The sequence below is a fragment of the Mycobacterium sp. Aquia_216 genome, from assembly GCF_026723865.1.
GTDB lineage: Bacteria > Actinomycetota > Actinomycetes > Mycobacteriales > Mycobacteriaceae > Mycobacterium.
Window position 1 is genome coordinate 2,111,859 of the sequence record NZ_CP113529.1, and the last position, 26,808, is coordinate 2,138,666.

At 66.5% G+C, this 26,808-nt stretch carries 26 protein-coding genes and 1 pseudogene; 18 read left to right on the top strand and 9 right to left on the bottom strand.

The features are described from left to right. The first annotated feature begins 19 nt into the window (after positions 1–19). Positions 20–478 carry a universal stress protein gene (locus OK015_RS09945; protein ID WP_268131066.1) on the top strand — a complete coding sequence of 153 codons (459 nt, stop codon included), beginning with the start codon at positions 20–22 and terminating at the stop codon, positions 476–478. Between the two features lie 17 nt (positions 479–495). Here the strand turns inward: OK015_RS09945 and OK015_RS09950 are convergent, their stop codons facing one another. Further along, positions 496–1,425: an SDR family oxidoreductase gene (locus tag OK015_RS09950; RefSeq protein WP_268131068.1), complete on the bottom strand. Its 930-nt coding sequence runs from the start codon at positions 1,423–1,425 to the stop codon at positions 496–498. 101 nt (positions 1,426–1,526) lie between these two features. On the opposite strand from OK015_RS09950, the gene OK015_RS09955 reads away from it, so the two are divergent. After that, positions 1,527–2,099, top strand: a complete 573-nt coding sequence (locus OK015_RS09955) for a TetR/AcrR family transcriptional regulator (protein ID WP_268131069.1) — start codon at positions 1,527–1,529, stop codon at positions 2,097–2,099. Positions 2,100–2,116: 17 nt separating this feature from the next. Here OK015_RS09955 and OK015_RS09960 read toward each other — a convergent pair whose 3' ends face one another. The 3 genes from OK015_RS09960 to OK015_RS09970 form a co-directional block, all read right to left on the bottom strand. Beyond that, positions 2,117–2,656, bottom strand: a complete 540-nt coding sequence (locus OK015_RS09960; RefSeq protein ID WP_268131071.1) for a TetR/AcrR family transcriptional regulator — start codon at positions 2,654–2,656, stop codon at positions 2,117–2,119. Next, positions 2,640–3,086: an SRPBCC family protein gene (locus tag OK015_RS09965; RefSeq protein WP_268131073.1), complete on the bottom strand. Its 447-nt coding sequence runs from the start codon at positions 3,084–3,086 to the stop codon at positions 2,640–2,642. Before OK015_RS09965 ends, OK015_RS09960 begins: the two co-directional genes overlap by 17 nt. Before the next feature lie 117 nt (positions 3,087–3,203). After that, positions 3,204–4,784: a phytoene desaturase family protein gene (locus OK015_RS09970; RefSeq protein ID WP_268131074.1), complete on the bottom strand. Its 1,581-nt coding sequence runs from the start codon at positions 4,782–4,784 to the stop codon at positions 3,204–3,206. Positions 4,785–4,861: 77 nt separating this feature from the next. Here OK015_RS09970 and OK015_RS09975 point away from each other — a divergent pair, with 77 nt between their 5' ends. The 4 genes from OK015_RS09975 (at position 4,862) to OK015_RS09990 (ending at position 8,020) form a co-directional block, all read left to right on the top strand. Continuing rightward, positions 4,862–5,479: a TetR/AcrR family transcriptional regulator gene (locus OK015_RS09975; RefSeq protein ID WP_268131075.1), complete on the top strand. Its 618-nt coding sequence runs from the start codon at positions 4,862–4,864 to the stop codon at positions 5,477–5,479. Between the two features lie 125 nt (positions 5,480–5,604). Beyond that, positions 5,605–6,579 (top strand): class 1b ribonucleoside-diphosphate reductase subunit beta, encoded by a 975-nt coding sequence (gene nrdF, locus OK015_RS09980; RefSeq protein ID WP_268131076.1) that lies wholly within the window; start codon positions 5,605–5,607, stop codon positions 6,577–6,579. 115 nt (positions 6,580–6,694) lie between these two features. Next, positions 6,695–7,186: a hypothetical protein gene (locus OK015_RS09985; protein ID WP_268131077.1), complete on the top strand. Its 492-nt coding sequence runs from the start codon at positions 6,695–6,697 to the stop codon at positions 7,184–7,186. A 162-nt stretch (positions 7,187–7,348) separates the two neighbouring features. Then, positions 7,349–8,020, top strand: a complete 672-nt coding sequence (locus OK015_RS09990; protein ID WP_268131079.1) for a pentapeptide repeat-containing protein — start codon at positions 7,349–7,351, stop codon at positions 8,018–8,020. Here OK015_RS09990 and OK015_RS09995 read toward each other — a convergent pair. Then, entirely contained in the window at positions 8,017–8,652 is a 636-nt protein-coding gene (locus OK015_RS09995) for a maleylpyruvate isomerase family mycothiol-dependent enzyme (RefSeq protein WP_268131080.1), read from the bottom strand. The genes OK015_RS09990 and OK015_RS09995 overlap by 4 nt on opposite strands. A gap of 423 nt (positions 8,653–9,075) precedes the next feature. Between OK015_RS09995 and OK015_RS10000 the strand changes: the two genes are divergently transcribed. Beyond that, positions 9,076–9,501 (top strand): DUF3349 domain-containing protein, encoded by a 426-nt coding sequence (locus OK015_RS10000; protein WP_268131082.1) that lies wholly within the window; start codon positions 9,076–9,078, stop codon positions 9,499–9,501. On the opposite strand, the gene OK015_RS10005 is transcribed toward OK015_RS10000, so the two are convergent. Together OK015_RS10005 and OK015_RS10010 are read right to left on the bottom strand one after the other, a co-directional pair. Next, entirely contained in the window at positions 9,490–10,530 is a 1,041-nt protein-coding gene (locus tag OK015_RS10005) for an NAD(P)-dependent alcohol dehydrogenase (RefSeq protein WP_268131084.1), read from the bottom strand. The two genes, OK015_RS10000 and OK015_RS10005, sit on opposite strands and share 12 nt — an antisense overlap. A 121-nt stretch (positions 10,531–10,651) precedes the next feature. Then, complete coding sequence (locus OK015_RS10010) at positions 10,652–11,731, bottom strand: iron-siderophore ABC transporter substrate-binding protein (protein ID WP_268132592.1); 1,080 nt, start codon at positions 11,729–11,731, stop codon at positions 10,652–10,654. Between the two features lie 213 nt (positions 11,732–11,944). Here OK015_RS10010 and ctaD point away from each other — a divergent pair, with 213 nt between their 5' ends. From ctaD to OK015_RS10050, 8 genes and pseudogenes are all read left to right on the top strand, one after another. Beyond that, a complete protein-coding gene (gene ctaD / locus OK015_RS10015; RefSeq protein ID WP_268131085.1) occupies positions 11,945–13,690 on the top strand; it encodes an aa3-type cytochrome oxidase subunit I in 1,746 nt (581 codons plus the stop codon). Positions 13,691–13,715: 25 nt separating this feature from the next. Next, positions 13,716–14,951: a phosphoserine phosphatase SerB gene (gene serB / locus OK015_RS10020; protein WP_268131087.1), complete on the top strand. Its 1,236-nt coding sequence runs from the start codon at positions 13,716–13,718 to the stop codon at positions 14,949–14,951. A gap of 14 nt (positions 14,952–14,965) precedes the next feature. After that, on the top strand, positions 14,966–15,853 hold the full coding sequence (locus tag OK015_RS10025; RefSeq protein WP_268131089.1) for an ABC transporter ATP-binding protein: 888 nt from the start codon (positions 14,966–14,968) through the stop codon (positions 15,851–15,853). Then, on the top strand, positions 15,850–16,680 hold the full coding sequence (locus tag OK015_RS10030; RefSeq protein ID WP_268131091.1) for an NUDIX hydrolase: 831 nt from the start codon (positions 15,850–15,852) through the stop codon (positions 16,678–16,680). The genes OK015_RS10025 and OK015_RS10030 overlap by 4 nt, the downstream gene beginning before the upstream one ends. Further along, positions 16,677–17,339: pseudogene (locus OK015_RS10035) on the top strand (enoyl-CoA hydratase); the annotation flags it as partial. The gene OK015_RS10030 and the pseudogene OK015_RS10035, both read left to right, overlap by 4 nt. Before the next feature lie 200 nt (positions 17,340–17,539). Next, a complete protein-coding gene (locus OK015_RS29055; RefSeq protein ID WP_326498529.1) occupies positions 17,540–18,763 on the top strand; it encodes a PPE family protein in 1,224 nt (407 codons plus the stop codon). Positions 18,764–19,057: 294 nt separating this feature from the next. Further along, positions 19,058–20,266: a glycoside hydrolase family 76 protein gene (locus OK015_RS10045; RefSeq protein ID WP_268131092.1), complete on the top strand. Its 1,209-nt coding sequence runs from the start codon at positions 19,058–19,060 to the stop codon at positions 20,264–20,266. Between the two features lie 436 nt (positions 20,267–20,702). Next, on the top strand, positions 20,703–21,947 hold the full coding sequence (locus OK015_RS10050) for an HNH endonuclease signature motif containing protein (protein WP_268131093.1): 1,245 nt from the start codon (positions 20,703–20,705) through the stop codon (positions 21,945–21,947). 166 nt (positions 21,948–22,113) lie between these two features. Here OK015_RS10050 and OK015_RS29245 read toward each other — a convergent pair whose 3' ends face one another. Beyond that, a complete protein-coding gene (locus tag OK015_RS29245) occupies positions 22,114–22,353 on the bottom strand; it encodes a barstar family protein (RefSeq protein WP_442791286.1) in 240 nt (79 codons plus the stop codon). Positions 22,354–22,544: 191 nt separating this feature from the next. On the opposite strand from OK015_RS29245, the gene OK015_RS10055 reads away from it, so the two are divergent. The 3 genes from OK015_RS10055 to OK015_RS10065 all read left to right on the top strand — a co-directional run bounded on the left by OK015_RS10055 (position 22,545) and on the right by OK015_RS10065 (position 25,453). Further along, the gene (locus tag OK015_RS10055) at positions 22,545–23,507 is read left to right on the top strand and encodes a class I SAM-dependent methyltransferase (RefSeq protein WP_268131095.1); all 963 of its coding nucleotides are present in this window, start codon (positions 22,545–22,547) and stop codon (positions 23,505–23,507) included. After that, on the top strand, positions 23,504–24,700 hold the full coding sequence (locus OK015_RS10060) for a THUMP-like domain-containing protein (protein WP_442791287.1): 1,197 nt from the start codon (positions 23,504–23,506) through the stop codon (positions 24,698–24,700). The genes OK015_RS10055 and OK015_RS10060 overlap by 4 nt, the downstream gene beginning before the upstream one ends. 72 nt (positions 24,701–24,772) lie before the next feature. Further along, positions 24,773–25,453 (top strand): esterase, encoded by a 681-nt coding sequence (locus OK015_RS10065; protein ID WP_268131097.1) that lies wholly within the window; start codon positions 24,773–24,775, stop codon positions 25,451–25,453. A 5-nt stretch (positions 25,454–25,458) separates the two neighbouring features. Here the strand turns inward: OK015_RS10065 and OK015_RS10070 are convergent, their stop codons facing one another. Further along, on the bottom strand, positions 25,459–26,724 hold the full coding sequence (locus tag OK015_RS10070; RefSeq protein WP_268132596.1) for a PQQ-binding-like beta-propeller repeat protein: 1,266 nt from the start codon (positions 26,722–26,724) through the stop codon (positions 25,459–25,461). Between the last annotated feature and the right edge of the window lie 84 nt (positions 26,725–26,808).

Genomic DNA, 26,808 nt, shown 5'->3' on the forward strand with positions numbered 1-26,808 from the left:
CTGGGACACTGGGAGGGAAATGAGCGCCTATCAGACCGTCGTGGTGGGAACCGATGGCTCGGAGTCGTCGCTGCGTGCGGTGGACCGCGCGGGCGCGATCGCTGCTGATTACGGCGCGAAATTGATCGTCGCGACCGCCCATCCCCCCGTCCCCGTGGAAAAGGGCCGCTACGCCATCCCGCCGGGGAGCACCCACGGCGAGGACTACCGGTTGGTGGGTGAAGCCCCCTTCTACGCGATCCTGCGGGACGCCGCGGTCCGCGCGCGCAAAGCCGGGGCCAAGAACGTGGAGGAGAAGTCGGTCGTCGGTGCCCCCATCACCGCGCTGGTGCACCTAGCCGAGGAGGTCAGTGCCGACCTACTGGTCATCGGCAATGTCGGGCTCGCCAGCGTCGCCGGGCGCCTGCTGGGATCAGTCCCATCCGAAGTGTCCCGAAGGGCCAAGACCGACGTCCTGATCGTCCACACCGCCGACTGAAGCATCGGGCTGATCGCCTAGGCGTCGGCCGAAGTCGTTGCAGCGCTTGGCTTCTCGCTGGGCTGCGCGCTTTTGGCGAAGGACCGAAGGTTCTGGCGCACGATGCGGTCCAGGACCCGGTCGGAGACCACGCGGCTGACTCGCACCAGGATCGCGGCGTCGCGTCCGATCGTGTAGCGAGTTCGGGGACGAGACGCGGTCGCGGCCTTGGCGATCACTTTTGCCGCGTGTTCGCTCGAAACGCCGATGTCGCTGAACGATCGCGCTTGTGCCGTGACGGCCTCGGCGAGATCGCCGTAACGGGCGCGTTGGGCCGCGGTCAGGTCCGCCATCAGGCCCTCCGCCGTGGCGATTCCACGCTCAGCCATCTCGGTCTTGACCGCGCCGGGCTCGACGACAACCACCTTGATGCCGAGCTCCGCGACCTCACGGCGCAACGCGTCACTGACGGCCTCGAGGGCGAACTTCGAGCCGGCGTAGGCGCCATAGGTCGGCAAGACCACCTTCCCGCCGACGGAACTGATGTTCACCACGGTGCCCGAGCTGATCAGCAGGGACGGCAGCAGCGCCTGCGTCATCGCGATGTGACCGAACAGGTTGACCTCGAACTGCTGGCGCCATTGGGTAAGTGGCAGCGTTTCGACCGGCGCATTGATCGCGATCCCGGCATTGTTGACCAGCGCGCGCAGGGGACGGTGCAGGGGATCGCGGGCAACACGGTCGGCGATCGCGGCCACGTCCGATTCCACGGTGATGTCGAGGATGTGCGGCTCTAGCCCCTCGAGGCCGTCGGCCACTAGCGCCTCGGCGTCCACCTCGCGGCGTACCCCGGCGAGCACGTGAAACCCCTTGCGGGCCAGTTCTTTAGCTGCGGCCGCGCCCATGCCGGTCGAAGCACCGCTCACGACGATCAGCTCCTGACGGTCGGGGCGATTCGTGGAATTCATGGCGGGTCTCCGTCCGATGGCGGTGCTTGAGTTGACGCTGTCATCTCAAAATAACAGTTGAGTTGACAATGTCAACTCAAGCGCCGGCTTATGCTCGGCGGGTGACGACACGAGCCGAGAGCGCCGCGGCTACCCGCAGCGCGCTGATCGAGGCGGCCGGGGTGTTGCTCGACCTCGGTGGAGTCGGGGCGGTGACGCTGCGCGAGGTGGGCGCTCGCAGTGGCGTGTCGCGCTCGGCAGCGTATCGCCACTTCGCCGACAAGGAGTCCCTGCTCGCGGTGCTGGCCACGAACGCGTTGAGCGAATTGGGCGACGCACTAGAGGTTTTGGCCAACGGCGCAGACTCGCCCGAGGAGTCGTTACGCTCCGGTCTGCTTTCGCTGATCGACATCGGCCGCACCCGCCCGCACCTGTACCGGCTGATGTTCACCCCACCGGCGGGGGACCCGACCGAAGCGATCCGGGTCGCCGAACGCGCCCAGGACCTGTTTCTCGAGATCGTGGGTCGCATCACCGGTCCGCAGCACGCGCGACGCTACGGAGCGCTTATTTTGACCAGCGCCCACGGCATCACCGGTTTGGACCTGAGCGGACACATGGACCTGGACAAGTGGCACACCAATGCCGAGGAACTGGTCGACACCCTCATCTCGGTGCTGCCGAAAGCGAAGTAGCTCCGGGCGGAGCTCGTTCAGCGGCGCAGCAGGCTCACGAACGCGTTCGCGGCCGCATCCACACCGGCATCGTCGTTGGTCGCCGCCAGGTCCAGCAGCAGCCCCCGGGTGACGGCCAGTCCGAGTCGCACCATCGCAGGGTCTGCCGCCCCTTCCGCGGTGGCATCCACCGCGCTCAGCCAATCGTTGACCGCATCGGGAACCATTCGGGCGAAAGGCTTTTCGCCTTGGGCGGCGCGGGCGTAGCACTCGAAGAAGAGTCGTTCCAGTCGACGCAGCTCAGGTCGGTGCAGATCGGCCCACATCGCGGCGAAGCCTTCGGCCGGATCCGTGGGCAATTCGGAAAGCAGGCCCATCTGACGGTGCTCGACCTCCTCGACGACCGCCAGCAGCAGATCATCGCGAGACCCGAAGTGGTGCAGCAACATTCGATGGCTGGTACCGACGGCGGCGGCCACCTCGCGCAGTGAGCGGTCGCCGATGCCGCCGTCGGCGAACTCGTCGATCAGCGCGTCGAGGAGCTGCCGGCGCCGCGCAAGGTCAGGCGTGCGAACCATTGGCGCGGCTGAGCTGTTCCGATCGGGCCTTGAGTCCTTGGGCTTCCAGCTCGAGAAAGCGCCTGGTCTTCTTGGCCATCAGTCGCCCGACAAGCGCGCCGAGTGGACCGCTCTGGTCGAGTTGCTGGTGTACCAGGGTGCGGCCGCCGGGCGCAGCGACCACATCGTGGCGGGCGGTCACCAGCGAGCCGGGCGAGTGTTGCACCCACGTCCAGGATGAGCCCGCGTCGAGCTCGGTGACCCGCCAGACCAGTTTCGCCATGCCGGGCTGCTTGATCGCGAACCGTTTGCCGACGGCGAGCGCGGGCCCATCCAGTCCGGTCAGTGAGGTCACCGAAGCGGTCCAGTCGGGCCAGTGCTCGACATCGGTGAAGACATCCCATACCAGCTGCGGCGCCGCGTTGATCTCGATGCTGTCTTCATTAAACATGTACCAAATGGTACATGGCGCGGGTGTGCGTGGAAAAGGGTCGAGGCCGCCGACATCGACGGCAGCGTGGCGACACGCCGATCGTCGTCGCGCCAGTGTCGATCTCGGCGCGAAGCCCTACGCCCGCGCGACGCGTGCGTTGAGGTGCTTGAGCGCGGCCTCGGCGCCGTTCCACCCGGGGATGCCGGTCACTCCCGGACCCGGATGGGTGCACTGTCCGCAGAGGTAGAGCCCGTCGACCGGGGTGGCGAACTTGTCGGCTCCCTCGACCACGCGGCCGGTCCACAGTTGGTTGGGCTGCAGCAGGCCGTGCGAGTAGTCGCCGGCGTGTGCGCTGAAAGTGCTGCCGAAGTAGCGGTTGGAGAACACCACACGATTAGTGACGGACTCGGCGAACCCGGGCGCGTACGTGTCGAAGATATTCACACAGGTGTCGGCGTATTGCTCTTTCCAGCTCCGGTTTTCGTCGGCGTCCAGACCGGTGGGGAAGTAGGGCGTGAAAATCGTTGCGCTGTGCTTGCCTTCGGGCGCCAGCGAAGAGTCGACCATGCTGGGGATGTACAGGTAGGTGGGTGGCGCATCGGGCAGCTGCCCCTTGCGGTACTGCTCCCACGCATCGCTGATGTATTCCGGCGATGGCGCGTAGGCGACCGTCGGACACCATTGCCCGTTGTCCTGCATGTAGGGCTGCAGACGATCGATCCATTGGGGCGCTTGGTCGATGGTGAGATGGGCCTGGATGTAGCCGAGGTTGAAATTGATCTCTTTGATCTTGCGGATGTAGTCGGGCGGAAAGTTCTGTGCGCCGGCCAGATTGACGAACGTGGTGTACGGGTCGAGCGACGACAGCACGGCGTCCGCGGAAATCGTTGTGCCATCGCGTAACTGAACGCCGGTGGCGCGACCGCTCTCAACCAGGATTTCCTTGACGTGCTGCTTGAGCTGCACCTCTGCGCCCAGCGACTCGGCGCGCCGGCACAGCGCCGTACTCAGTGCGCCGATGCCGCCGCGCGGCATGATGTATTCGACGTTGCCGCCGCCGATCAGGTAGTGGTACAGCGTCGACGCATTCGAGCCCGGGGTCCACGGTCCGCCGTCGAACGCGTCGATGGACATCGCGGCCAGCGAGCCCTGGATGCAACGGCCTTGGTCGGGCGCCAAGAAGCGGCGGACAGTGTCCATCGTGCTGCCGTACCACATCTGGGCGAAGTCGTGGCGATCAGCGGCCGTGGGCTGGGCGGCGATCACCTCGATGATGTCCAGCGGCGGCCCGAACGCCGAGTCGACGAAATACGGTGCGAAGCGCCCGATGTGGGCGAACAATCCGCCGAGGCCCGTGGCGACCTCGGCGCCGTGATCCTCGAGGAGATGACGTCCCATCCGTTCCAGGTCGTTGTACATCACGAACGGGGTGTCCTCGGCGTCGCCGAACGTGCACGTCGACGTCCACTGACCCATCAGCTCGAAGCCCCAATTGGTCAGCTCCAGCCGTTCGGTCATCTCCTGGCGCCAGATCAGCACCGCCCAGGCGCCGACGCTGTGCTTGTAGCCGTCGAAGAGTTCGCGGGTCGCGGCCATCCCGCCGAGGAAATGCGCGCGTTCCAGGACGAGCACCTTCGCGCCGCCCTTGGCCAGCACATTCGCCGCCACCAAACCGTTGTGACCTGCTCCGATGATGATCGCGTCGTAGTCGGCCATGCTGTCTCCTCCGGTGCTGAGCGCTCGACACAGGCACAATGTCACATCTGACATTGTTGCGTCAATGGTGACATTTAATGGATGCTGGCAGCGTGGAGTCTCGTAGTCAGCGCACGCGTCAGGCACTCTTGCAAGCCGCGATGAAGCGCTTCGTCGCCGACGGCGTCCACCAAACGAGCGTTGCCGACATCGCCGCCGACGTCGGGGTGACCGAGCGAACCTTCTACCGGCACTTCCCGTCCAAGCACGCGGTGATCTTCGCCGACTACGACATCGGCTTCGAATGGTTCGCTCGCGCGCTGGCGCGGCGTCCGCACGGGGAACCCATCACCGCTTCGGTACGAAAAGCCGTGGACGCCTTCCCTTTCGACTTCGCGATGGTTCGCGAGGCCGCGACCATCCGGTCCCGCGACCTCGACCAGGAGATCATCACGACGCACATCCGGCGGATGCGCGATCAGGTTGCCGACGAGATCAGCCGCTTCATCCACGAACGGTCGGCGCCCACCGCCGACGGCGCAATGATCGCCGAGATCGCGGCACACAGTTTGGCCACGGCGGTGTTTGCCTCGCTGGAAGCCTGGATGGGCAAGGGTGGAGACGACATCGACGAACTGAGCCGCCTCACCAACATCGCGCTGAGCGCGCTGGAAGACGGCCTCACCCATACGCTGCGCCACGCCGGATTGGACTAAATGCCGCGACACGTGGACACAACGTGTTGTGTTGGCCCGGCATGTCGCACCCCAGGGGTAGTGTCTGGAGCCTGAGTGCGGCAACTACGCCGTCAGCCCAAATTGGCCTGTGAAGTGGGGTTCTGGTGACTGAAAACATGAAGCTGATCGACCGCGCTTCGGCAATCAACTGGAACCGGCTGCAAGACGACAAGGACGCCGAGGTCTGGGACCGGCTGACCGGAAACTTCTGGTTACCCGAGAAGGTGCCGGTGTCCAATGACATCCCATCCTGGGGAACGCTGACCGCCAACGAGAAGCAGCTCACGATGCGCGTGTTCACCGGGCTGACGTTGCTGGACACCATCCAGGGCACGGTCGGGGCGGTCAGCCTGATTCCCGACGCGCTGACGCCGCACGAGCAGGCCGTCTACACCAACATCGCGTTCATGGAGTCGGTGCACGCCAAGAGTTACAGCTCGATTTTCTCCACGCTGTGCTCCACGGCCGAGATCGACGACGCCTTCCGCTGGTCGGAGGAGAACCCCAACCTGCAGCGCAAGGCCGAGATCGTCATGGAGTACTACAAGGGGGAGGAGCCGCTCAAGCGCAAGGTGGCCTCCACGCTGCTGGAAAGCTTCCTGTTCTACTCCGGCTTCTACCTGCCCATGTACTGGTCGAGCCGGGCCAAGCTGACCAACACCGCCGACATGATCCGGCTGATCATCCGCGACGAGGCCGTGCACGGCTACTACATCGGCTACAAGTTCCAGCGCGGTCTGGCGATGGTCGACGAAGACAAGCGGAACGAACTCAAGGACTACACCTACGAACTGCTCTTCGAGCTCTACGACAACGAGGTGGAGTACACCCAGGACCTCTACGACGAAGTCGGGCTGACCGAGGACGTCAAGAAGTTCTTGCGCTACAACGCAAACAAGGCGCTGATGAACCTCGGTTACGAGGCGCTGTTCCCACGCGACGAGACGGACGTGAACCCGGCGATCCTCTCGGCACTGTCGCCCAACGCCGACGAGAACCACGACTTCTTCTCCGGCTCCGGCTCGTCGTACGTGATCGGCAAGGCCGTCAACACCGAAGACGAGGACTGGGACTTCTAAGGTACCTCAGCGACTGCTTGCGAAACCTGTGTGCTTGCAATCAGATTGACGCTGTCCCGGCGCTGCCACGACCGGAACACTTCCTGCGACACGGCGACGGGGCAGGATGTATGGGATGGGTGGCAGTGAGAACGGGGTGGGCGCGGCGGACTTCCGTCGCGCATTGGCGCTTATTCAGCACGGCGAGCGCGGCGACGAATCGGCCATGCGCGTCATCATCGACGACGACGTCATTCCAGCTGACCGGCTTCCGCAGCTGATCCGCGCTGCCGTGTCGATCCTGTGGCAGCTGGTGGCTCAGCTGTGCGAACCGGAAGAAGTCGCGGAGATCGGCGAAACCCTGACCTTGGCGTGTGCCGCCGACGAGGTTGAGCTTGACCTCGACAACCGGCTGGTGGCCCGGATGGCCATGGCGCAGCATTCGGGAGATCCCTACGCCGAGGATGAGGTGCTCCTCGACGCAGCCACGGCGCCTGACGGTCTGGTCCGCCTCGCGCTCACTGCCGCCGGTGTCGTCTCCGCGCTGCTTCCTCAGCTACGCACCGATGTTGGCCGCCAACTGATCAACAACCTGGCGATGCAAGCGCTGCGCGAGGAGAACGGCTGATCGGCAACCAGCCGGTTGCCCACATTTCGCGCGGTTTTAGGCGCACGACGATAACCTTCGCCCATGGCGCAGGCTGCTGGCGTACGACATCGCCAAGGGCAAGCGCCACCGCCTAACGGTCAATGCCGCGAATGCGCTAGACCACGGCGCAAACGACCCGGGGTGGCCGGCCGCGCGCGATCTCCGGCGATCCAGGTGCCTTCCCCGAATCCGCCGCCGGCCGGCGCGCGTAAGCGCCACGAAATGCCTTGGTGGTTCAGCGAACTCGTCATTCCGACCGTTGTCGCGCTCGTCACCGGCGCGATCGTGGCGGTTGGAACCATCAAGGGACAGGCCCTGCTGGACGACGCTCGCGAGGACCGGGCATTGCGGCTGGAAAATCTTCGATTCGTCCGCGAGCATTCCGCCGTTGACCCCAATCGGCCGCGACCATTCGGAGGTCTTGATCTTCGAGGGCAGCACCTTCGCGGACTTCAGTTGGCCAACGCGAACTTCGACGACGCCGACCTTGAGGGGGCAGTACTCAATAACTCGAATCTGCACCGCGCGAGTCTCAATTACGCCCGTCTCAGCAAGGCGGATCTCTCTGCTGTCGATCTCACGGAAACCCAGGTGGAAGGCACCGATCTGAGCCGCGCCAACCTGGATCACGCCAATCTTGCGGGGTCGATCCTGGATCAAACTGCGTTATACGGAGCCGATCTGAAGACCGCCAATCTCAATGGCGCAGTGTTGAGGTGCGTCAATTACGACGCTGCAACGTCGTGGCCACCCGGCTTCGTGCCTCCGGGTCGTGACAAACGTTGTGAGGCCACGGCAGGGCTCCGCCGCTAGGGGTGCGATTCGCCGGCACACCGGCTGCGCAACAGCGCGACGCCGTCACCGTCGAGGTCGTCGCAGAAGGCACCGCGACCGGCCATGGCCATGGTCAACGCGAGCGTCGTGCCGCTGACCAACGGGCCGTTCCCCGTCGCAAAGGTGCCGTCGGTGGCTTCCAGGCGAAGGTGCTTGATGGCGCTGCGGCTCGGAACGGCGAAGTCGCGGCCGGCGTAGAACTCCGCGACCCGGGTGACCGCGTCGATCGGGGGCATGCGGCCGATTCCGAGGGGCCGGCGGATGTCTTGTGAGTGCACGATGACCTCGCCGAGAAATGCCGCCGTGTGCCCGGACGGCGCCGTGGTGCTCGTAACGATGCGGCGGAATGCCGCCAACGTTCGACTGGGGTTCGTGCCTCGGTGTTCGGCCAAGCGACGCTGGTTGTGCAGGTCGAAGTCGAACCGGGCGCCCAAGACACTGCTGAGCCAACGCAGTCGGCCAATACTCGCGGCCGCAGTGAGGTGCGCGACGACTTCTTCGACGTTCCATCGGCCGCACAGCGACTGTTGGGTCCATTGGGCCGCATCGAGGACCTCGAGGTCCTCGACGAGCGCGGCACGTTCGGCGTGGACCATTGGCCACAGGGTCACCGGTGTTCTCCTTGCTGAGCGGGGGCGCGCATGATCCGACGGCACTATGACTTCTGCAAGTAGTCAAAGTCATCGCATGCCGGCCGCGACGAGAACAGCTGATGGGAGCGAAGGGCTCTCAGGTGATGCCGCAGACCCCGAGCCGGCGGGCAGTCGATCGTGCATCCCGCGGTCGCGGAGGTGGCAAAGGCGAGAACCGGGATGACGAGGAGTTTGCTCGTGTCTTCCGTGCCGGGCCCCGGCCGTTATCGGCGCGCTCATCGCAATTCGCTGGAGCAGCAAAGACAGCGGATTTCGCGCGGATGGCCCGTGGGCATCCGGTGCCGCGGATTTCTTAGCACCAGATGTTCAGGTCGTGAACGGCATGTGAATTGTCGCCATGGTCCGACACCACGGCGGCGCCCCTACCCTGAGACTGAGGGGGTGTCGGAACATCACTCTCACAAGCACGCGAAATTTCTCAAGTCAGTGATCCGGTGGCTGGATGTGGGCTACCCGCAAGGCGTTCCCGGCCCGGACCAGGTGGCGTTGTTCGCACTGCTGCGGAGCACACCCCTGACCCAAGAGCAGCTCGAAGAGGTGGCTCACAAGATCGCGGTCGCGGAGTCGCGGCCGGGCGCTGACGGCGTGGTCAGCCGCCAGGAGATCGAGGAGTTCATCACCAAGGTGACCCACCACGAACCCGGCAAAGAGGACATTCAGCGGGTGGCCGCCACGCTGGCCTCCGCCGGCTGGCCGCTGGCCGGTATCAGCGTCAGCACGGTTGCTCCCGACGACGAGCACGCCGCGGCGGCTGAGGAGATCGGGTGGCGGCGCGACGACGTGGCAGAGGGCGTCTCACAAGGTTGAAATGTCGATGACGAAGCGGTAGCGCACGTCGCTGGCCAGCACCCGCTCGTAGGCCTCGTTGACGTAGTCCGCTTCGATGACCTCGATTTCGGGGGTCACGTCGTGTTCGGCGCAGAAGTCGAGCATCTCCTGGGTCTCCGCGATGCCGCCGATGTTCGAGCCCGACAGGCTGCGCCGCATCAGCGCCAGCGGGAACGCGCCCACCTCCATGGGGTGCTCGGGGATGCCCAGCTCGACGAGCGTGCCGTCAACATCGAGCAGGTTCACATAGTCGTTGAGGCTCAGGTTCGCCGAGACGGTGTTGAGGATCAGGTCGAAGCTGCCGCGCAACTTTTTGAAGGTGTCGGGGTCGGAGGTCGCGTAGTAGTTGCTGGCGCCCAGCCGCAGCCCGTCTTCCATCTTCTTCAGCGACTGCGACAGCACACTGACGTCGGCGCCAAGGGCCGCGCCCAGCTTGACGCCCATGTGGCCAAGTCCGCCCAGGCCGATGATCGCCAGGCGGGTGCCCTTGCCGGCCTTCCAGTGGCGCAGGGGTGAGAACAGCGTGACGCCCGCGCACAGCAGCGGTGCCGCCTTGTCCAGCGGTAGCGAGCTCGGGATGCGTAGGACGAAGTTCTCGTCGACGACGATCGCCTGGCTGTAGCCGCCCATCGTCGGACTGCCGTCCTTGTCGGTGGAGTTGTAGGTGAAGGTCGCGCCCCGCTTGCAGTACTGCTCGATCCCGGCCTCGCAGCTGCTGCACTGACCACAGGAGTTCACCATGCACCCCACGCCGACGTGGTCGCCCACCTTGTGTTTGGTCACCTCGGTGCCGACTTCGGTCACCACGCCGGCGATCTCGTGGCCGACGACGACGGGGTAATTCGGCACGCCCCATTCGGATTTGGCGGTGTGGATGTCCGAGTGGCAGATCCCCGCGAACTTGATGTCGATCACGACGTCGTGCGGGCCCGGATCGCGGCGGGTGATGGTGGTCTTGGTCAGCGGTTCCGTCGCCGAAGTGGCGACATACGCGGAAACAGTGCTCATAGCAATCCCTCTTCGATTCGGTTGCGTCCTAGAAAAGATTAGCTAAGGTAACGGTTTTAGGCCAATCGAGTCGATCCACACATGAGCTTATGACCATGTGTGCGTGTCGGACCGCCCGCCGCTAATTGATCGCGGCGTTGACCAAGCGCAGGTCATCCACGATGCCGCGGGCGGCGATCACGCCCTCACCGGACTGCCATACCTCGTCGTTGACGATGTAAACGCGGTTGTCGCGATTGGCGGATAGTTTGCGCCACGGGGCGCTGTCCAGGATCGTCGCGGCGCGGTCCGCGGCGGCCCGGGTGGCGCACGACATGTAGATGACGTCGGCCTCGGCCGCCGAGAAGTCCGGCGCCTTCGCCAAGTCGGCATCGGTGGCGCCGATCTCGATGTACGGCTTGTCGGTGAACCGCTGGGAAGCCGGCCGGTCGACCCCGACCGCGCTGAGCACACTGGCCGGGAAGTTGTTGGCGCCGTAGATTCGCAGGCTATCGGTGGTCAGCTGGACAACGGACGCCTGGAAGTGAGCGGCGTCGTGGGAGGCGCCGATCTGGCCGGCCCGTTGGGTGAAGCCGTTGATCAGCCCGTCGACGGCACCACTGCGCGCCGTCGCGGCGCCGACCACACGCAGGTTGTCCTCCCAGGCCGCACCGGGTGCCCCCGCGAACACCGTCGGGGCGATCGCCGCGAGCTTCGGATACGTATTCGGCGTGAGCGCAACCGAGCCCAGGATCAGATCCGGGTGCAGCGCGGCGATCCCGCGCACGTCGGGATTGCCGCGGGTGCCGACACCGGGCAGTGCGTGCACGGCGCCGCCCAGATAGGACGGCTGACTCGACGAGTCATCCGGGAGGGCCGCGGCGACCACTCGCGCTTGCAGGCCCAGCGCGCACAGGGCGTCGAGCTGATCGCCAGCGAGGACCACGATGCGCTGCGCCTCCGCGGGCACCTGGACCGAGTCCGGTGTGACGCCGGCGGCGTTGTGGGCCTGCCGGGTTGTCGGCCCCGAATCGGCCGGTGCCGCGTCACGTGCGCACGACTCGTCGGGCCTGCGGTCGTTGCCCAGCACCCCGGCGCCCGCGATTTGCGTGGTGGGCGTCACCAGCGACCGCGTCGACGGCCCTGCGGAACCGGACTGCCCGGATCCGCAACCGCTGCATGCCACGACCGCCGCCGCCGCGATCGCGGCGGCGGCCACCAGGCGTCCCTCGATGGGCCTCAGGGTGGGTCGCCTACCGCCGGATTGCACGCGTTCGACGCTAACATCTGGCCAGCTGAGAACCGGTCTACCGCGGCGGCCCGACGCCTGCGATGAGCCAATTACGACAGTTTGTAGGACCAGGCCTGCCTGCGGCGTGATCGGGGGCTAAGATTCGGGGGAACCCCTGTCTGGGATGGATGTTTGGAGGAGCTGTTGACAGCCGAAGCGCCCCCGTTGGGAGAACTCGAGGCCGTTCGGCCGTACCCGGCCCGGATCGGTCCCAAAGGGAACCTGATCTACAAGCTGATCACCACGACCGATCACAAGCTGATCGGCATCATGTACTGCGTCACCTGCTTCATCTTTTTCTTCATCGGCGGCCTGCTGGCGCTGTTGATGCGCACCGAACTTGCCGCGCCGGGTCTGCAGTTCCTGTCGAATGAACAGTTCAACCAGCTGTTCACCATGCACGGCACGATCATGCTGCTGTTCTATGCCACCCCGATCGTGTTCGGTTTCGCCAATCTGGTGCTGCCGATACAGATTGGCGCACCCGACGTGGCCTTCCCGCGGCTGAACGCCTTCTCGTTCTGGTTGTTTTTGTTCGGTGCCACGATCGCGATGGCCGGTTTCATCACACCGGGCGGCGCCGCCGACTTCGGCTGGACGGCCTATACGCCGCTGACCGACGCGATCCACTCGCCCGGCGCCGGTGGTGACCTGTGGATCATGGGCCTGGCCGTTGCCGGTCTGGGCACCATCCTCGGCGCGGTCAACATGATCACCACCGTGGTCTGCATGCGCGCCCCAGGGATGACGATGTTCCGGATGCCGATCTTCACCTGGAACATCCTGGTGACCTCGATCCTGGTGCTGATCGCCTTCCCGCTGCTCACCGCGGCGCTGTTCGGCCTGGCCGCCGACCGTCACCTGGGCGCCCACATCTACGACTCGGCCAACGGCGGAGTTCTGTTGTGGCAGCACCTGTTCTGGTTCTTCGGGCACCCCGAGGTATACATCATCGCGTTGCCGTTCTTCGGTATCGTCTCGGAGATCTTCCCGGTCTTCGCGCGCAAGCCGATCTTCGGTTACACCACGCTGGTCTACGCCACGCTGTCGATCGCCGCCCTGTCGGTCGCGGTGTGGGCGCACCACATGTTCGCCACCGGAGCCGTTCTGCTGCCGTTCTTCTCGTTCATGACGTATCTGATCGCGGTGCCGACGGGGATCAAATTCTTCAACTGGGTCGGCACAATGTGGAAGGGCCAGTTGACCTTTGAGACGCCGATGCTGTTCTCGGTCGGCTTCATGGTCACCTTCCTGCTGGGCGGTCTCACCGGGGTGCTGCTGGCCAGCCCGCCGCTGGACTTCCACGTCACCGACAGCTACTTCGTGGTCGCGCACTTCCACTACGTGCTGTTCGGCACCATCGTGTTCGCCACCTACGCCGGAATTTACTTCTGGTTCCCGAAGATGACCGGGCGGCTGCTCGACGAGCGGTTGGGCAAGCTGCACTTCTGGCTGACGTTCATCGGTTTCCACACCACGTTCCTGGTGCAGCACTGGCTGGGCGACGAAGGTATGCCGCGCCGTTACGCGGACTACCTGCCCACCGACGGCTTCCAGGGCCTCAACATCGTCTCGACGGCGGGTGCATTCATTCTGGGCGCGTCGATGTTCCCGTTCGTGTGGAACGTGTTCAAGAGCTGGCGCTACGGCGAAGTGGTCACCGTCGACGACCCGTGGGGTTACGGCAACTCGCTGGAGTGGGCGACCAGTTGCCCGCCGCCGCGGCACAACTTCATCGAGCTGCCCCGCATCCGTTCGGAGCGTCCCGCGTTCGAGCTGCACTACCCGCACATGGTGGAACGCATGCGCGCCGAGTCGCACGTCGGTCGATCCCATGGCAAAGAGGGCCACGACGTCACCAAGCTCGACGACGTAAACGTCCGCAGCTAATGGCCCATCGCGGGGGCAATCGCGAGTGAACACACCACCCAAGGTGTCGGTGTTGATCACCGTCACCGGCGTGGATCAACCGGGTGTGACGTCGGCACTGTTTGACGCGCTGTCCGGGCACGGAATCGACCTGCTCAACGTCGAGCAGGTGGTCATCCGGGGACGCCTGACGCTCGGTGTGCTGCTGTGCTGCCCGCCGGAAGTCGCCGAAAGCATCGTGCTGGGTGACGATGTCGAGGATGCCATCCACGCGGTGGGTCTCGACGTCACGATCGAGCGCAGCGAGGCCGTGCCGATCATCCGCGAGCCCTCGACGCACACCATCTTCGTGCTCGGCCGGCCGATCACGGCGGGGGCGTTCGGCGCGGTCGCCCGCGAAGTGGCGGCGCTCGACGTCAACATCGACCTCATCCGTGGTGTCTCCGACTATCCGGTGACCGGCCTGGAACTGCGGGTCTCGGTGCCGCCGGGAGCCGACGGCACGCTGCGGACCGCGCTGAACAAGGTGTCCTCCAACGAGGGCGTCGACGTGGCCGTCGAGGACTACAGCCTGGAGCGGCGGGCCAAACGGCTGATCGTGTTCGACGTCGACTCGACGCTGGTGCAGGGCGAGGTCATCGAGATGCTGGCGGCCAAGGCCGGCGCGGAGGGCAAGGTCGCCGCGATCACCGAGGCCGCGATGCGCGGCGAGCTGGATTTCGCGGAATCGCTCGAGCAGCGGGTCGCGACGCTGGCGGGTCTACCCGCCACGGTGATCGACGAGGTCGCCGATCAGCTGGAGCTGATGCCCGGCGCTCGGACCACGATACGGACATTGCGGCGTCTGGGTTATCACTGTGGTGTGGTCTCCGGTGGCTTCCGGCGGATCATCGAACCGCTGGCCGAGGAACTGATGCTGGACTTCGTTGCCGCCAACGAGCTCGAGATCGTCGACGGCAAACTCACCGGCCGGGTCGTCGGCCAGATCATCGACCGGCCCGGCAAGGCCAAGGCGCTTCGGGACTTCGCCCAGCAGGTCGGGGTGCCGATGGCGCAGACCGTCGCCGTCGGTGACGGCGCCAACGACATCGACATGCTGAGCGCGGCCGGGTTGGGCGTGGCGTTCAACGCCAAGCCGGCGTTGCGGGCGGTCGCCGACGCCTCGTTGAGCAGTCCGTACCTGGACACCGTGCTGTTTCTGCTCGGCGTGACTCGCGGCGAGATCGAGGCCGCCGATGCCGTCGACGGCGAAGTGCGCCGCGTCGAGATTCCCCCCGAGTAGGGGACTCGCACGGCATGCGGCACGATGGGCGGGTGCCCGAAACCGGCTCTGAGACAGGATCTGAAACAGACAGCCCCGCGGCCGATCCCGATCTGCTGATCGAACTCAGAAATGTCTCCCTGCGACGCGGCGACCGCGTCCTGGTCGGACCGCTGGACTGGGCAGTCGAACTCGACGAGCGTTGGGTGATCATCGGTCCCAACGGGGCGGGCAAGACATCACTGCTGCGCATGGCCGCGGCGGTCGAGCACCCGTCGTCCGGCATCGCCTTCGTGCTCGGCGAGCGGCTGGGCCGGGTTGACGTGTCGGAGTTGCGCGCCCGGATCGGGCTCAGCTCATCGGCTTTGGCGCAGCGGATCCCCAGCGATGAAGTTGTGCGCGACTTGGTCATCTCGGCCGGCTACGCGGTGCTGGGCCGCTGGCGGGAGCGCTACGAGGACGTCGACCATCAGCGGGCCGTGGACATGCTGGAGAGCCTGGGTGCCGAGCACCTCGCCGACCGCACCTACGGGACGCTTTCCGAAGGGGAGCGCAAACGGGTGCTGATCGCCCGGGCGTTGATGACCGACCCCGAGCTGCTGCTGCTCGACGAGCCCGCCGCCGGCCTGGATCTGGGCGGCCGCGAAGAACTGGTGTCCCGGCTGACCGACCTGGCCGCCGACCCCGACGCGCCCGCCCTGGTGCTGGTCACCCACCACGTCGAGGAGGTTCCACCCGGCTTCAGCCACTGCATGCTGCTGTCGGAGGGGCAAGTAGTCGCCGCGGGATTGCTGTCCGATGTACTGACCGCCGAGAATCTCTCCGCGGCATTCGGTCAGTCGATCGCCCTGGACGTGATCGACGGGCGGTACTTCGCGCGGCGCGTCCGCACCCGTGCGGCTCACCGGAGGAGGCTGGAATGAACACCACTCCCGAGCCGCTGCCGACCCGGCCGGCCGCCACCGTGATGCTGGTCCGCGACGCACCCGGCGGCTTGAAAATCTTTCTGATGCGGCGTCATTCGAAGATGGAGTTCGCGCCGGGCGTCATCGTGTTTCCCGGTGGGGGCGTCGACGACCGCGACCGCGACGCCGACTTGGGCGGCAAGGGGGCGTGGGCCGGTCCGCCGCCGGACTGGTGGGCACAGCGGTTCGGCATCGAGACCGACCTGGCCGAGGCGCTGGTATGCGCGGCGGCACGGGAAACCTTCGAGGAGTCCGGCGTGCTATTCGCCGGCCCCGCCGACGACCCGGACGGAATCGTCGGCGATGCCTCGGTCTACGCCGACGCTCGCCGCGCCCTGGACGAACGGACGCTGTCGTTCGCGGACTTCCTGCGCACCGAAAACCTGGTGCTGCGCTCAGACCTGTTGCGGCCGTGGGCCAACTGGGTCACCCCGGAAGCCGAGCGCACCCGCCGCTACGACACCTACTTCTTCGTGGCGGCCTTGCCCGAGGGTCAGCGCGCCGACGGGCAGAACACCGAATCCGACCGGTCCGGCTGGGCCTCGCCGCGGGATGCCATCGACGACTTCGAGGCCGGCCGCAACATCTTGCTGCCACCGACCTGGACCCAGCTGGACTCGCTGGCCGGCCGCAGCGTCGCCGATGTGCTGGCCGTCGAACGCCAGATCGCGCCCGTGCAGCCGCTGCTCGAGAAGCGCGGCGACAACTGGGTCTTCGAGTTCTTCGACTCCGACCGTTACCACCAGGCGCGTCAAGCCGGCGGATCCATGGAGTGGCCGCTTTGAGCGAGTTCGTCCACGTCATCGTCAGCGACGGCTCGCAGGACCCGGGGCTGGCCGCGTTGCTGCTGTCGCGGCCGCCGACCAACGCGATGACCCGCCAGGTGTATCGAGAGATCACGGCCGCCGCCACCGAGTTGGCCCGGCGTGACGACGTCGCCGCGCTGATCCTGTTCGGCGGTCACGAGATCTTCTCCGCCGGCGACGACATGCCCGAGCTGCAGAAACTGACCGCGGCCGAGGCTGACGTCGCCGACCGCGTGCGCACCGAGGCCGTCGACGCCGTCGCTGCCATCCCGAAGCCGACCGTTGCCGCGCTCACGGGATACGCGTTGGGTGCGGGCCTGACGCTGGCGCTGGCCGCGGACTGGCGGATCAGCGGCGACAACGTGAAATTCGGGGCGACCGAGATTCTGGCCGGCCGGACACCCGGTGGGGGCGGCATGGCGCGGCTGACCCGTGCGGCCGGGGCGAGCAAGGCCAAGGAACTGGTGTTCAGCGGACGTTTCGTCGATGCCGAGGAGGCCTTGGAGCTGGGCCTGATCGACGAGATGGTGGCCCCGGACGACGTGTATGACGCGGCGGCGAATTGGGCGCGGCGCTTCCTCGACGGCCCGCAGCAGGCGCTGGCCGTCGCCAAGGCCGGCATCAACGCCGTTTTCGAACCTGGAATCGGAATGCCTTAGCCGACCTTCTGAGCCCCTGCGACCGAGCGAAATGGTCCGCGGACTTCCCAGCTATCCAAGTGATCACTTGTGCTTCCCAAGATGTTGCTCGCGGATTCTAAGTGATTACTTGGGGTGTGTGCTAGCGTGCGCAAGGTACGGCTTACCGTGCTGACACTCTCACCACGAGGAGAACTGTCGTGGATTTTGGGTTGTTGCCGCCTGAGGTCAATTCCGGACTGATGTACGCCGGCCCTGGGTCGGGGCCGATGCTGGCGGCCGCGGCCAGTTGGGACGCGACCGCCGCCGAGTTGGAGACCGCCGCCAGCGGTTACTCCTCGGAAATCACCGGGCTGTCCGGCCGGTGGTTGGGCCCATCGGCGATGCGGATGGCCGCTGCCGCGACCCGCCATGTGGCGTGGTTACAGGTCAGTGCGGCCCAGGCCGCCCAGGCCGCCACCCAGGCCTATACCGTGGCGGCCGCCTACGAGGCGGCGTTCGCCGCTACGGTGCCCCCGCCGGTGATCGCGGCCAACCGCGCGCAGCTGATGATGCTGATCGCAACCAACTTCTTCGGGCAGAACACCCCGGCAATCGCGGCCACCGAAGCCCAATACGCCGAATACTGGATCCAGGACGCCACCGCGATGTACGGCTATGCCGCTGCAGCCCAGACCGCGAGCACCCTGCAACCGTTCCCAGAGCCCCAGTCAACCACCAACGAGTCGGGGCAAGCCGATCAGGCCAACACCGTCGCGCGGACCATCGCCAACACCACCACCGCCCGGACCCAAGAGACCATCCAAACAATCACCGGGCGGATCACCGGGCCCGGTACCTACACCCCGGGCACCTACACCACGGCGGACGGAGGCACCGTTGTCGTCGGCCCCGGCAGCACTCTCACCATCGGCAACGGCGCCACTTTTCACATCGCAAGCGGCACCACGATTTACATCGATTCCGGCAGCACCCTTATCGACAACGGATACATGTACCTCGCCAACGGCGCCACCTTGACTATCAATGCCGGCAGCACCATGACCGTGAGCCCAACCGGTTACCTTATGGTCGGGGAATACACGCTGGGGTCCCTGACGGTCTCTAACAGCGTGGTCACCATCGGCCCGACCGGAGGTATGGTTGCTGAGGTGCCGGGCGCGAGCATCATCAACGGCGTGGCCTCCGCCAGCGCTCTCGGCGCAATCACTCACCAGCCCGTAACAATCAGCGCGGCTGTCGTTCCAGTAGCTCCTACCGCGAGTACGTCGGGTGCGGTGGCAGCCGCACCGCTGGCCGCATCCCCAGGCCTGGCAGGAACCGCCGGAATCCAACCCCAACTCAACGCCGAACTCCTAGCAGACTGGGCGCGCGGCCTCACCGGAGTCGACTTCGCTGCCGATGTGACGGCGGCGGGCGGTTGAGATTAAGGGCATCGGTTCGCGGTCCGGCTGGATGCCCAAATTAACTCAGGTTCGCGTTGCCAAGCCGTGGCCGTGAAGACACCCTTGATGGCGACGATCTGCTCGGTCTCGGTGTAATCGGCTGAAGGTTTCGGAGTGATCGACAGCCCTCTCTCTGAGCCGTCGTTCGCAGACTCGACGTCCGGCAGGATGCGCCCGGTTTCTGATACTTCAGGATTTCGTCGATGTCGGAATAAAATTCTGCTGCACGGTTTCCGGCCGGCGATCGTTGTCCAGCAAAGGGAGCTCGAGCGGATGGATCGCCCGAACAAGGGGATCAGCCGCCGCGCAGTGTTATTCGCGGTCGCGGGCGCCATCGCGCTTACCGCGGTGAACCAGCCGACGCATGCGGCGGCGTTCGCGCCGAAGTCGTCCCGCAGCCCGGTGGGGTCCGGGGAGCGGGCGGACCTGGCGGAGCGGGCGGTCATGGAGCGGCACGTGCACACGCTCTGGTGGCAGCCGGGGACGGCCCTGGGCACCCTGCACTGGCCGTCGTCCGCGTTCGACCAATTGTTGTTGGCGCGCTGGTGTTACTGGTGGCAGGCCCATCTGCTGGACTGCGCGGTGGATGCCGCGTACCGCGCACGCACCCCCGAACGCATCGACCGGATCTTCGCCATCGCGCGCGGCATTCACACCCGCAATCTGACCGGCTGGACCAACGGGTACTGCGACGACATGTCGTGGCTGGTGCTGGCGCTCGAACGCGCCGACAGGCTACTCGGCGTCCGGTTCGACAATGCCGTTCCGAAGCTGCAGGCCGCCCTGCTCGACGGGTGGAACCCGGCCGTCGGTGCGGTGCCCTGGAAGATCGGCCACGATTACTACAGCACCTCCGGGATCGGTCCGACCGGCATCGCGATGGCGCGCCTGGGCAAGCTGTCCCGCGCCGAACGACTCGCCGATTTCCTGCACACCCGGTTGCGCGACACCGAAAGCGGCCTCATCTTCGACGGCGTGCACGAACCCAGCGGGCGGGTGGACCACTCGCTGCTGACCTACTGTCAGGGCGTGGCCATCGGGCTCGAGACCGAATTGGCCCTGCGCACAAACGATTCGAGCCATGGTGACCGCGCTGCGGCGCTCGTCGCCGCTACCGCCGGCAGGCTCGCTCACGGGGGCGTGATCGCCGGGGTCGCCGGGAACGACTCCGGGCTGTTCATGGGCATCCTCGCCAGGTATCTCGCTCAAACCGCGCTGGCCCTGGGTGATACCACCGCCGCGCAGCTCGTGCACGCCTCCGCGCGGGCCGCCTGGGCCAACCGCGCCGAGGTGGACGGGCTGCCGCTGTTCGGTGCGGATTGGACCCGCCCGGTCACCGTGCCGGCAGGTCTGGAAACCGTTCCCCAGCTCGGGGACTCGTCGCTCGCGTCGTCGCCGAACCAGAGCCGCGATCTCTCGATACAGCTGAGCGGGTGGATGCTGCTCGAGGCGGATCACCAGCTCACCTCCGCCGGGCAATGAGCCCGCGGCCGCCCCGGGCCGCGCGGTGTCGACTGGCCAGCATGAAGCCCGCCGTCAGCCCCATCACCATCCGACATCGGCTTCCCGCCGCCACCGATTACCGCACCCGGAAAGATCTACGATGACCATTCGACCCAAGACGGGATATGAGACCCGCATAATTCGTCTGGTTTGAGACGCAACTGGGCTGCGGCGGCGAGCATTGGTCGATATCTCTTAGGAGGACGCTCGTTCAGGTAGTACCAAATCGTATGGTCGAGTGCACCCGCCGACACACATAGCCGATTAGCCGCTATTTTCACGATTTGGATTTCGATCGTGTGGTTTTCGCGGTGTGGATCGCGTGCGGTCGAGCACTTCTTGGCAGTTGATGTCGGCCACACCTGGCGTGGTTTGGGCGGCGAGATTTGTCGTACCCGGCTGTCATGATGTGGTTATGTCTTCGATCGCATCCGCTGGCGCCGTGGTGGTGAGTCCTGCTGAGCGGCTTGAGGTGTTGTTCGAGGAGTTAGCTGAGCTGACCGGTCAGCGCAACGCCATTGATGGGCGCATCGTGGAGATTGCCGCCGAGATAGATCGCGACGAGCTGTGCGGCGCGACGGGCGCGCGGTCGGTGGCGGCGTTGATGGCGTGGAAGACCGGCTCGTCATCGGCAAACGCCCACACGATCGCCACGGTGGCGCGCCGGATGGCGGAGTTTCCGCGCTGCGCGGCGGGCCTGCGGGAGGGGCGGCTGTCGCTGGATCAGGTCGGCGTCGTCGCGGGGGCCGCAGGCAAGGGATCCGATGCGCACTATGCGCAGCTGGCCGAGGTCGCGACGGTCAGCCAACTGCGCACCGCGGTCAAGCTGGAACCGCGACCCCAACCCGATCCTCGGCCCGAACCGCAGCCCTCGATCACCCAGACCTCCGACGAGGAGTTCAGCTGTTGGCGGATCACACTGGGGCACCTGGATGCGGCGAAGTTCGACGCGGCACTCGCGTCGCATCGGGATGCGCTGATCGCCCAGTGGAAGCGCGACCACGGCGACCGCCAATCAGATCAGCGGCCCCCGTTCCCGAACGCCACCGACGCGTTTATGCGTCTGGTGGAGGCGGGGTGGGATGCCGAGGCGGCCCGCCGCCCGCACGGGCAGCACACCACTGTGGTGGTGCACGTCGATGTGGCCCAGCACGTTGCGGCGTTGCATCTGGGGCCGCTGCTCACCGACGCCGAACGCCGATACCTGACCTGTGATGCCACCTGTGAAGTCTGGTTCGAACGTGACGGCGAGGTCATCGGTGCCGGGCGGGCGACCCGCACCGTCAACCGGCGGCTTCGTCGTGCGCTGGAGCACCGCCACCCGACCTGCGCGGTCCCCGGCTGTGGGGCGACCCGCGGCCTGCACGCCCACCACATCCGGCACTGGGAAGACGGCGGCCCCACCGAGTTGGCCAACCTGGTGCTCGTCTGCCCCTATCACCACCGGCTGCACCACCGCGGCATCATCACCATCACCGGACCCGCAGACCATCTCATCGTCACCGACAACGCCGGCCGACAGCTCAGCACCGGATCACTCGCGCGCCCACCCAACCGTCCCCCGCCCGCGGTCCCACCATGGCCCGGACCCACCGGCGAACGCGCCCACTGGTGGTGGTACCAACCCTTCCAACCCCAACCACCACCAACAAAAAACTAGGCTGGTGAGAAGCAACGTATCGATGATGAAAACGGTTGGGAGATACAGAATTTCGCTTGCGCTACCCGCTACCATCGGATCTTGTTGTGCAACGCCGACACGCAGGCCCGCACCGTCGCCGACCCGACACCCAGGGCCCTCATCAAGAGTGCCGTTGACGTGCGCACTAATTTGAGCCAGAGATTGCCTTCGACCGCTCCGGTGCCGGCACCCACCATGCTGTCCAAGTCGCGCACAAATCATCAAAGGCATTCGCATTGCGGCCGAACCACTGCGGGAAGTCCCATGCCTCGGCGAAAACGGCATCAAGGGTCTTGATGTGTGCGCCGTCGACCGCTGTGACCTCAATCCTGGGCAGCGGTGCTAGCGGCGATTCGCGCGTATACCCACACGGGCCCGCGATCAGCGGCCTGTCTCGGAAATTCGTCGACGTTCAAGGTGTGTGCCGGTCACTATCGCAGCCAGCACCTGCTGCCCTTCATCACTGACCCGAAGCACATCGGCCACATTGTTGAGTTAGGCCGACTCTGCCTGATCGCGGTTCGCCTCTTGCCGGCGCCAGACACCCCGAATCCGCCAGCGATTAGGCTGCCCTGCATGACCGAAGTAACTCCGGCCGCCCATGTCACGGCCGATCAGGTCGAAGCCGCCCGGCACGACACCAAGCTCGCCCAGGTGCTCTACCACGACTGGGAGGCCGAGACCTACGACGAGAAGTGGTCGATCTCCTACGACCAGCGCTGCGTGGACTACGCCCGTGGCCGCTTCGACGCCGCCGTGCCCGACGAGGTTCAACGCGATCTGCCGTACGATCGTGCCCTCGAATTAGGTTGTGGCACAGGGTTTTTCCTGCTCAACCTGATCCAGGCGGGCGTCGCCCGGCGGGGTTCGGTCACCGACCTGTCACCCGGCATGGTCAAGGTCGCCACCCGCAACGGGCAATCGCTGGGCTTGGACATCGACGGCCGGGTCGCCGACGCCGAGGGCATTCCGTACGACGACAACACCTTCGACCTGGTGGTCGGCCACGCCGTGCTGCATCACATTCCCGACGTCGAGCTCTCGCTGCGTGAGGTGATCCGGGTGCTCAAGCCCGGCGGCCGATTCGTGTTCGCCGGCGAGCCGACCAATGTTGGCGAGGTCTACGCCCGTTCGTTGTCCACGCTGACCTGGCGGGTTGCCACCAATGTCACCAAGTTGCCCGGCCTGGGCGGCTGGCGGCGCCCGCAGGTCGAGCTCGACGAGTCCTCCCGCGTCGCGGCGCTGGAAGCCATCGTCGACCTGCACACCTTTGCGCCGGAGGACCTGGAGCGGATGGCCGCCAACGCCGGCGCCGTACGGGTCGAGACCGCCAGTGAGGAGTTCACCGCCGCGATGTTCGGCTGGCCGGTCCGCACCTTCGAGGCGTCGGTGCCGCCGGGGCGGCTGGGCTGGGGCTGGGCGAAATTCGCTTTCAACGGCTGGAAGACACTGAGCTGGGTCGACGCCAACATCTGGCGCCACCTCGCGCCAAAGGGGTGGTTCTACAACGTGATGGTCACCGGGGTCAAACCCTCCTGAACCAGTCCGGTCAAGGCCTGCGTTTCACCACCGACGACGTCGGCTATCTGCGATCGGATTCGGGTGTCGAGGCGCTGGCCGCCGTCGCCGAGTTCGCGTTGACCGACGCCACCCGAATCGCCGATATCGCCGCGGTGCGGGGCCGTTTCGGTGACCGGGCGCCGGTGCTGGTGGAGACCACGCTGCTGCGCCGACGCGCCAGCGACAAGCTGGGACAGCTGGGCGCCGTGTCGGACTGGCTGTTCACCGACGAGGCACTGCAGCAGGCGACAGCGGCGCCGGTGGCCCTGCACCGGGCGAAGCGGCTCGCCGGGGCTTTCGTGCACGACGCGACCTGTTCGATCGGAACCGAAGTGGCCGCGCTGCGCGGCGCGGGCGCCCGAGTGTTGGGCAGCGACATCGACCCGGTGCGGTTGGCGATGGCGGCCCACAACCTAGGCCCCGACGCCGGCCTCTGCCGCGCCGACGCCCTGCACCCGGTGACCCGCGACGCGGTGGTCGTCGTCGATCCTGCCCGCCGCCGCGGCGGGCAGCGCCGGTTCCATCCGGCCGACTACCAACCGGGCCTGGCCGAGTTGATCGACTGCTACCGCGGTCGTGATCTCGTCGTAAAGTGCGCTCCGGGAATAGATTTCGATCAGCTACGGCGCTTCGGTTTCGACGGTGAAGTCGAAGTCACGTCGTATCGCGGCTCGGTGCGGGAAGCGTGCCTGTGGTCGGGCCGGCTGGCCGCGCCGGGGGTTCGGCGGCGGGCCAGCGTGCTGGATCGCGGCGAACAGCTCACCGATACCGAGCCCGACGACTGCGGGGTGCGCCCGGCCGGGCGCTGGATCGTCGACCCGGACGGCGCCGTGGTGCGGGCCGGCCTGGTGCGCCACTACGGCGCGCGGCACGGGCTGTGGCAACTCGATCCCGACATCGCCTACCTGTCCGGTGACCGAGCGCCGCCGCAGGTGCGGGGCTTCGAGGTGCTCGAGCAGCTGGAGTTCGACGAGCGCCGGCTCCGCCGGGCTCTGACGGCGCTGGATTGTGGGGCGCTGGAGATCCTGGTGCGCGGTCTACAGGTCGACCCCGACGCGTTGCGGCGACGGCTGCGGCCTCGCGGCAGCCAATCGCTGTCGGTGGTCATCACGCGTATCGGCGCCGGGCCCGCCGCTCGTGCGACGGCGTACGTCTGCCGCCCCTCGCGGTAACGCCCTGTACGCTGTCGGCGGTCACTTTCCGGGGGACCTCGCCTTTTGAAGTCGACGAGGACAATTCGAGCTATGCGCTATCTGATCGCGGCCGCGGTACTGCTTACCGCGGTGCTGCTGGCCCGGCCGGCAGCCGCCGGGCCGCCAACCTGTGCCAGCCTGGGCGGCGCCGTCGAGGGCGGGCAGCTGTGCCAGGTGCGTGCCACCGGTCCGACGTACACGCTGAACATGACCTTTCCGGCCGACTACCCCGACCAGCAGCTGACCGACTACATCACGCAGAACCGCGACGGGTTCTTGGCCGTCGCGCAGACCACCGGACCCCGCGACCAGCCTTACCAAATGGAGGCGACCACCGAGCAGCACTTTGCCGGGCAGCCGCCGCACAACACCCGCAGCGTGGTGCTCAAGTTCTTTCAGGACGTCGGCGGATCGCACACCTCCACCTGGTACAAGGCGTTCAACTACAACCTCGCGACCAAGCAGCCCATCACCTTCGACAACCTGTTCGTCCCCAACACGTCGCCGCTGGAGGCGATCTTCCCGCTGGTCCAGCGCGACCTGGAAAGGCAGAACGCGCTGGGCGCGGCCATCTTGCCCTCGTCGGGCCGGGATCCCTCGCACTATCAGAACTTCGCCATCACCGAGGACCAGCTGATCTTCTATTTCGCTCCGGGGGAGATGCTGCCCGCGTTCGCCGGCCCCTGCCAGGCCCAGGTGCCGCGCAATGCCATCCCGCCGCTGGCTGTCTAACGGCCTCAGGCCGGGGCGAAGCCGTAGACCTGACCGTCGCTGGTGGCGGCCACCACCCGGCGGTCGTTGCCGACCGCGGTACCGACCGGGTATCCGGTGGCCGCGGGAAGCGGGTAGCTGTTGATCGTGTGGCCGTTGCCCGGATCGAACACCAGCAGCGACATGCCGGAAGCATCGGGGCCGCCGACCACCGCGTAGCCGACGCCGGCGCCGGCCAGGCTCGACGACGACAACGGGGTGACGTCGTCGCGGCGCCAGACCTGATCGCCGTGGTCGCCGGCGTCCTTGAAGGCCACCAGCCGGGTGTCCGGTCCGCCGCCGGACACGATCAGGCCCTGCGGGGTGACCGCGGGCGGCGTCTGGGCCAGGAATCCCAGCGGTGCCGACCACTTCGGTTTCCCGTCGGCGGCGTCCAGTGCCCACAAACGTTGGTCGCGGCCGTTGACGTACACGGTCGATCCGTTGGCAGACAGCACCGGGCTGGCGATGACGCCGGCGCCGACGGCGTCGCTGGTCCACTCCCGGGTCAGCAGGGGCGTCTGACCGCGATGGTATTTAAGCCCGACCAGTCCCGCCGCCGGGGTACTTGGCTGCCAGACGCCGAGCACCGCCGTGGCGCTGGCCGTCGAAAAGGCGGGGGCGGCCGCGACGGGGCAGCCCTGCAGTGCCGGGGCGCAATCAGCCAGGCCGCGCGTCGCGTCCGTCGGGTCGATCCCGTCCACCAGGTCCAGCGGAGAGCCGACGACCTCGCCGCGGTGTGCGTCGAAGACCAGCACCTGACCCAGGTGTGTGCTGACGAGCAGCTGACCACCCTCTAGAAACCTTGGGGTGGAAGGCATTCCGATCACCGGCTGGCGCCACCGCGTCCACTGGGTCACCGGGAAGGACAGAAAAGCTCCCGGCTGGCCGACATAAAGATTGTCGAAGCCGTCGAACAGCGGGCCGGCGAAGCCGCCTCCCTGGAACAGCCGCACGCACCAGCGTTGCCGGCCGTTGTCGTTGTTCTCCCATTCCATCAGCGAACATCCGGCCGGGGTTTGCGCGTTCACGGCGAGATAGTTGCTCGAGCTCAGTGCGGGTCCGGCGCCCAGGCTGCCCTTGACCGATCGGGTCCACTGCAGCGACAGCTTGGTGGCACCACCCGTCGTCGTGTAGCCGCTGTTGGCCGCGTCGCCGTACGGCGCCGACCAGCCCGGCGCGGGTGCGGCCTCCACCCACGAATCGGTGTTTCCGCAACCACCGAGGCCCACCGCGAGCACCGCCGCGAGCACTGCCGATGACGAACGCCGAAGCCCACTGACGAGGTGTCGGGCAAGCACGTCGGTTTCCCAAAACCTTTCGCCGGGCGTCTGAAA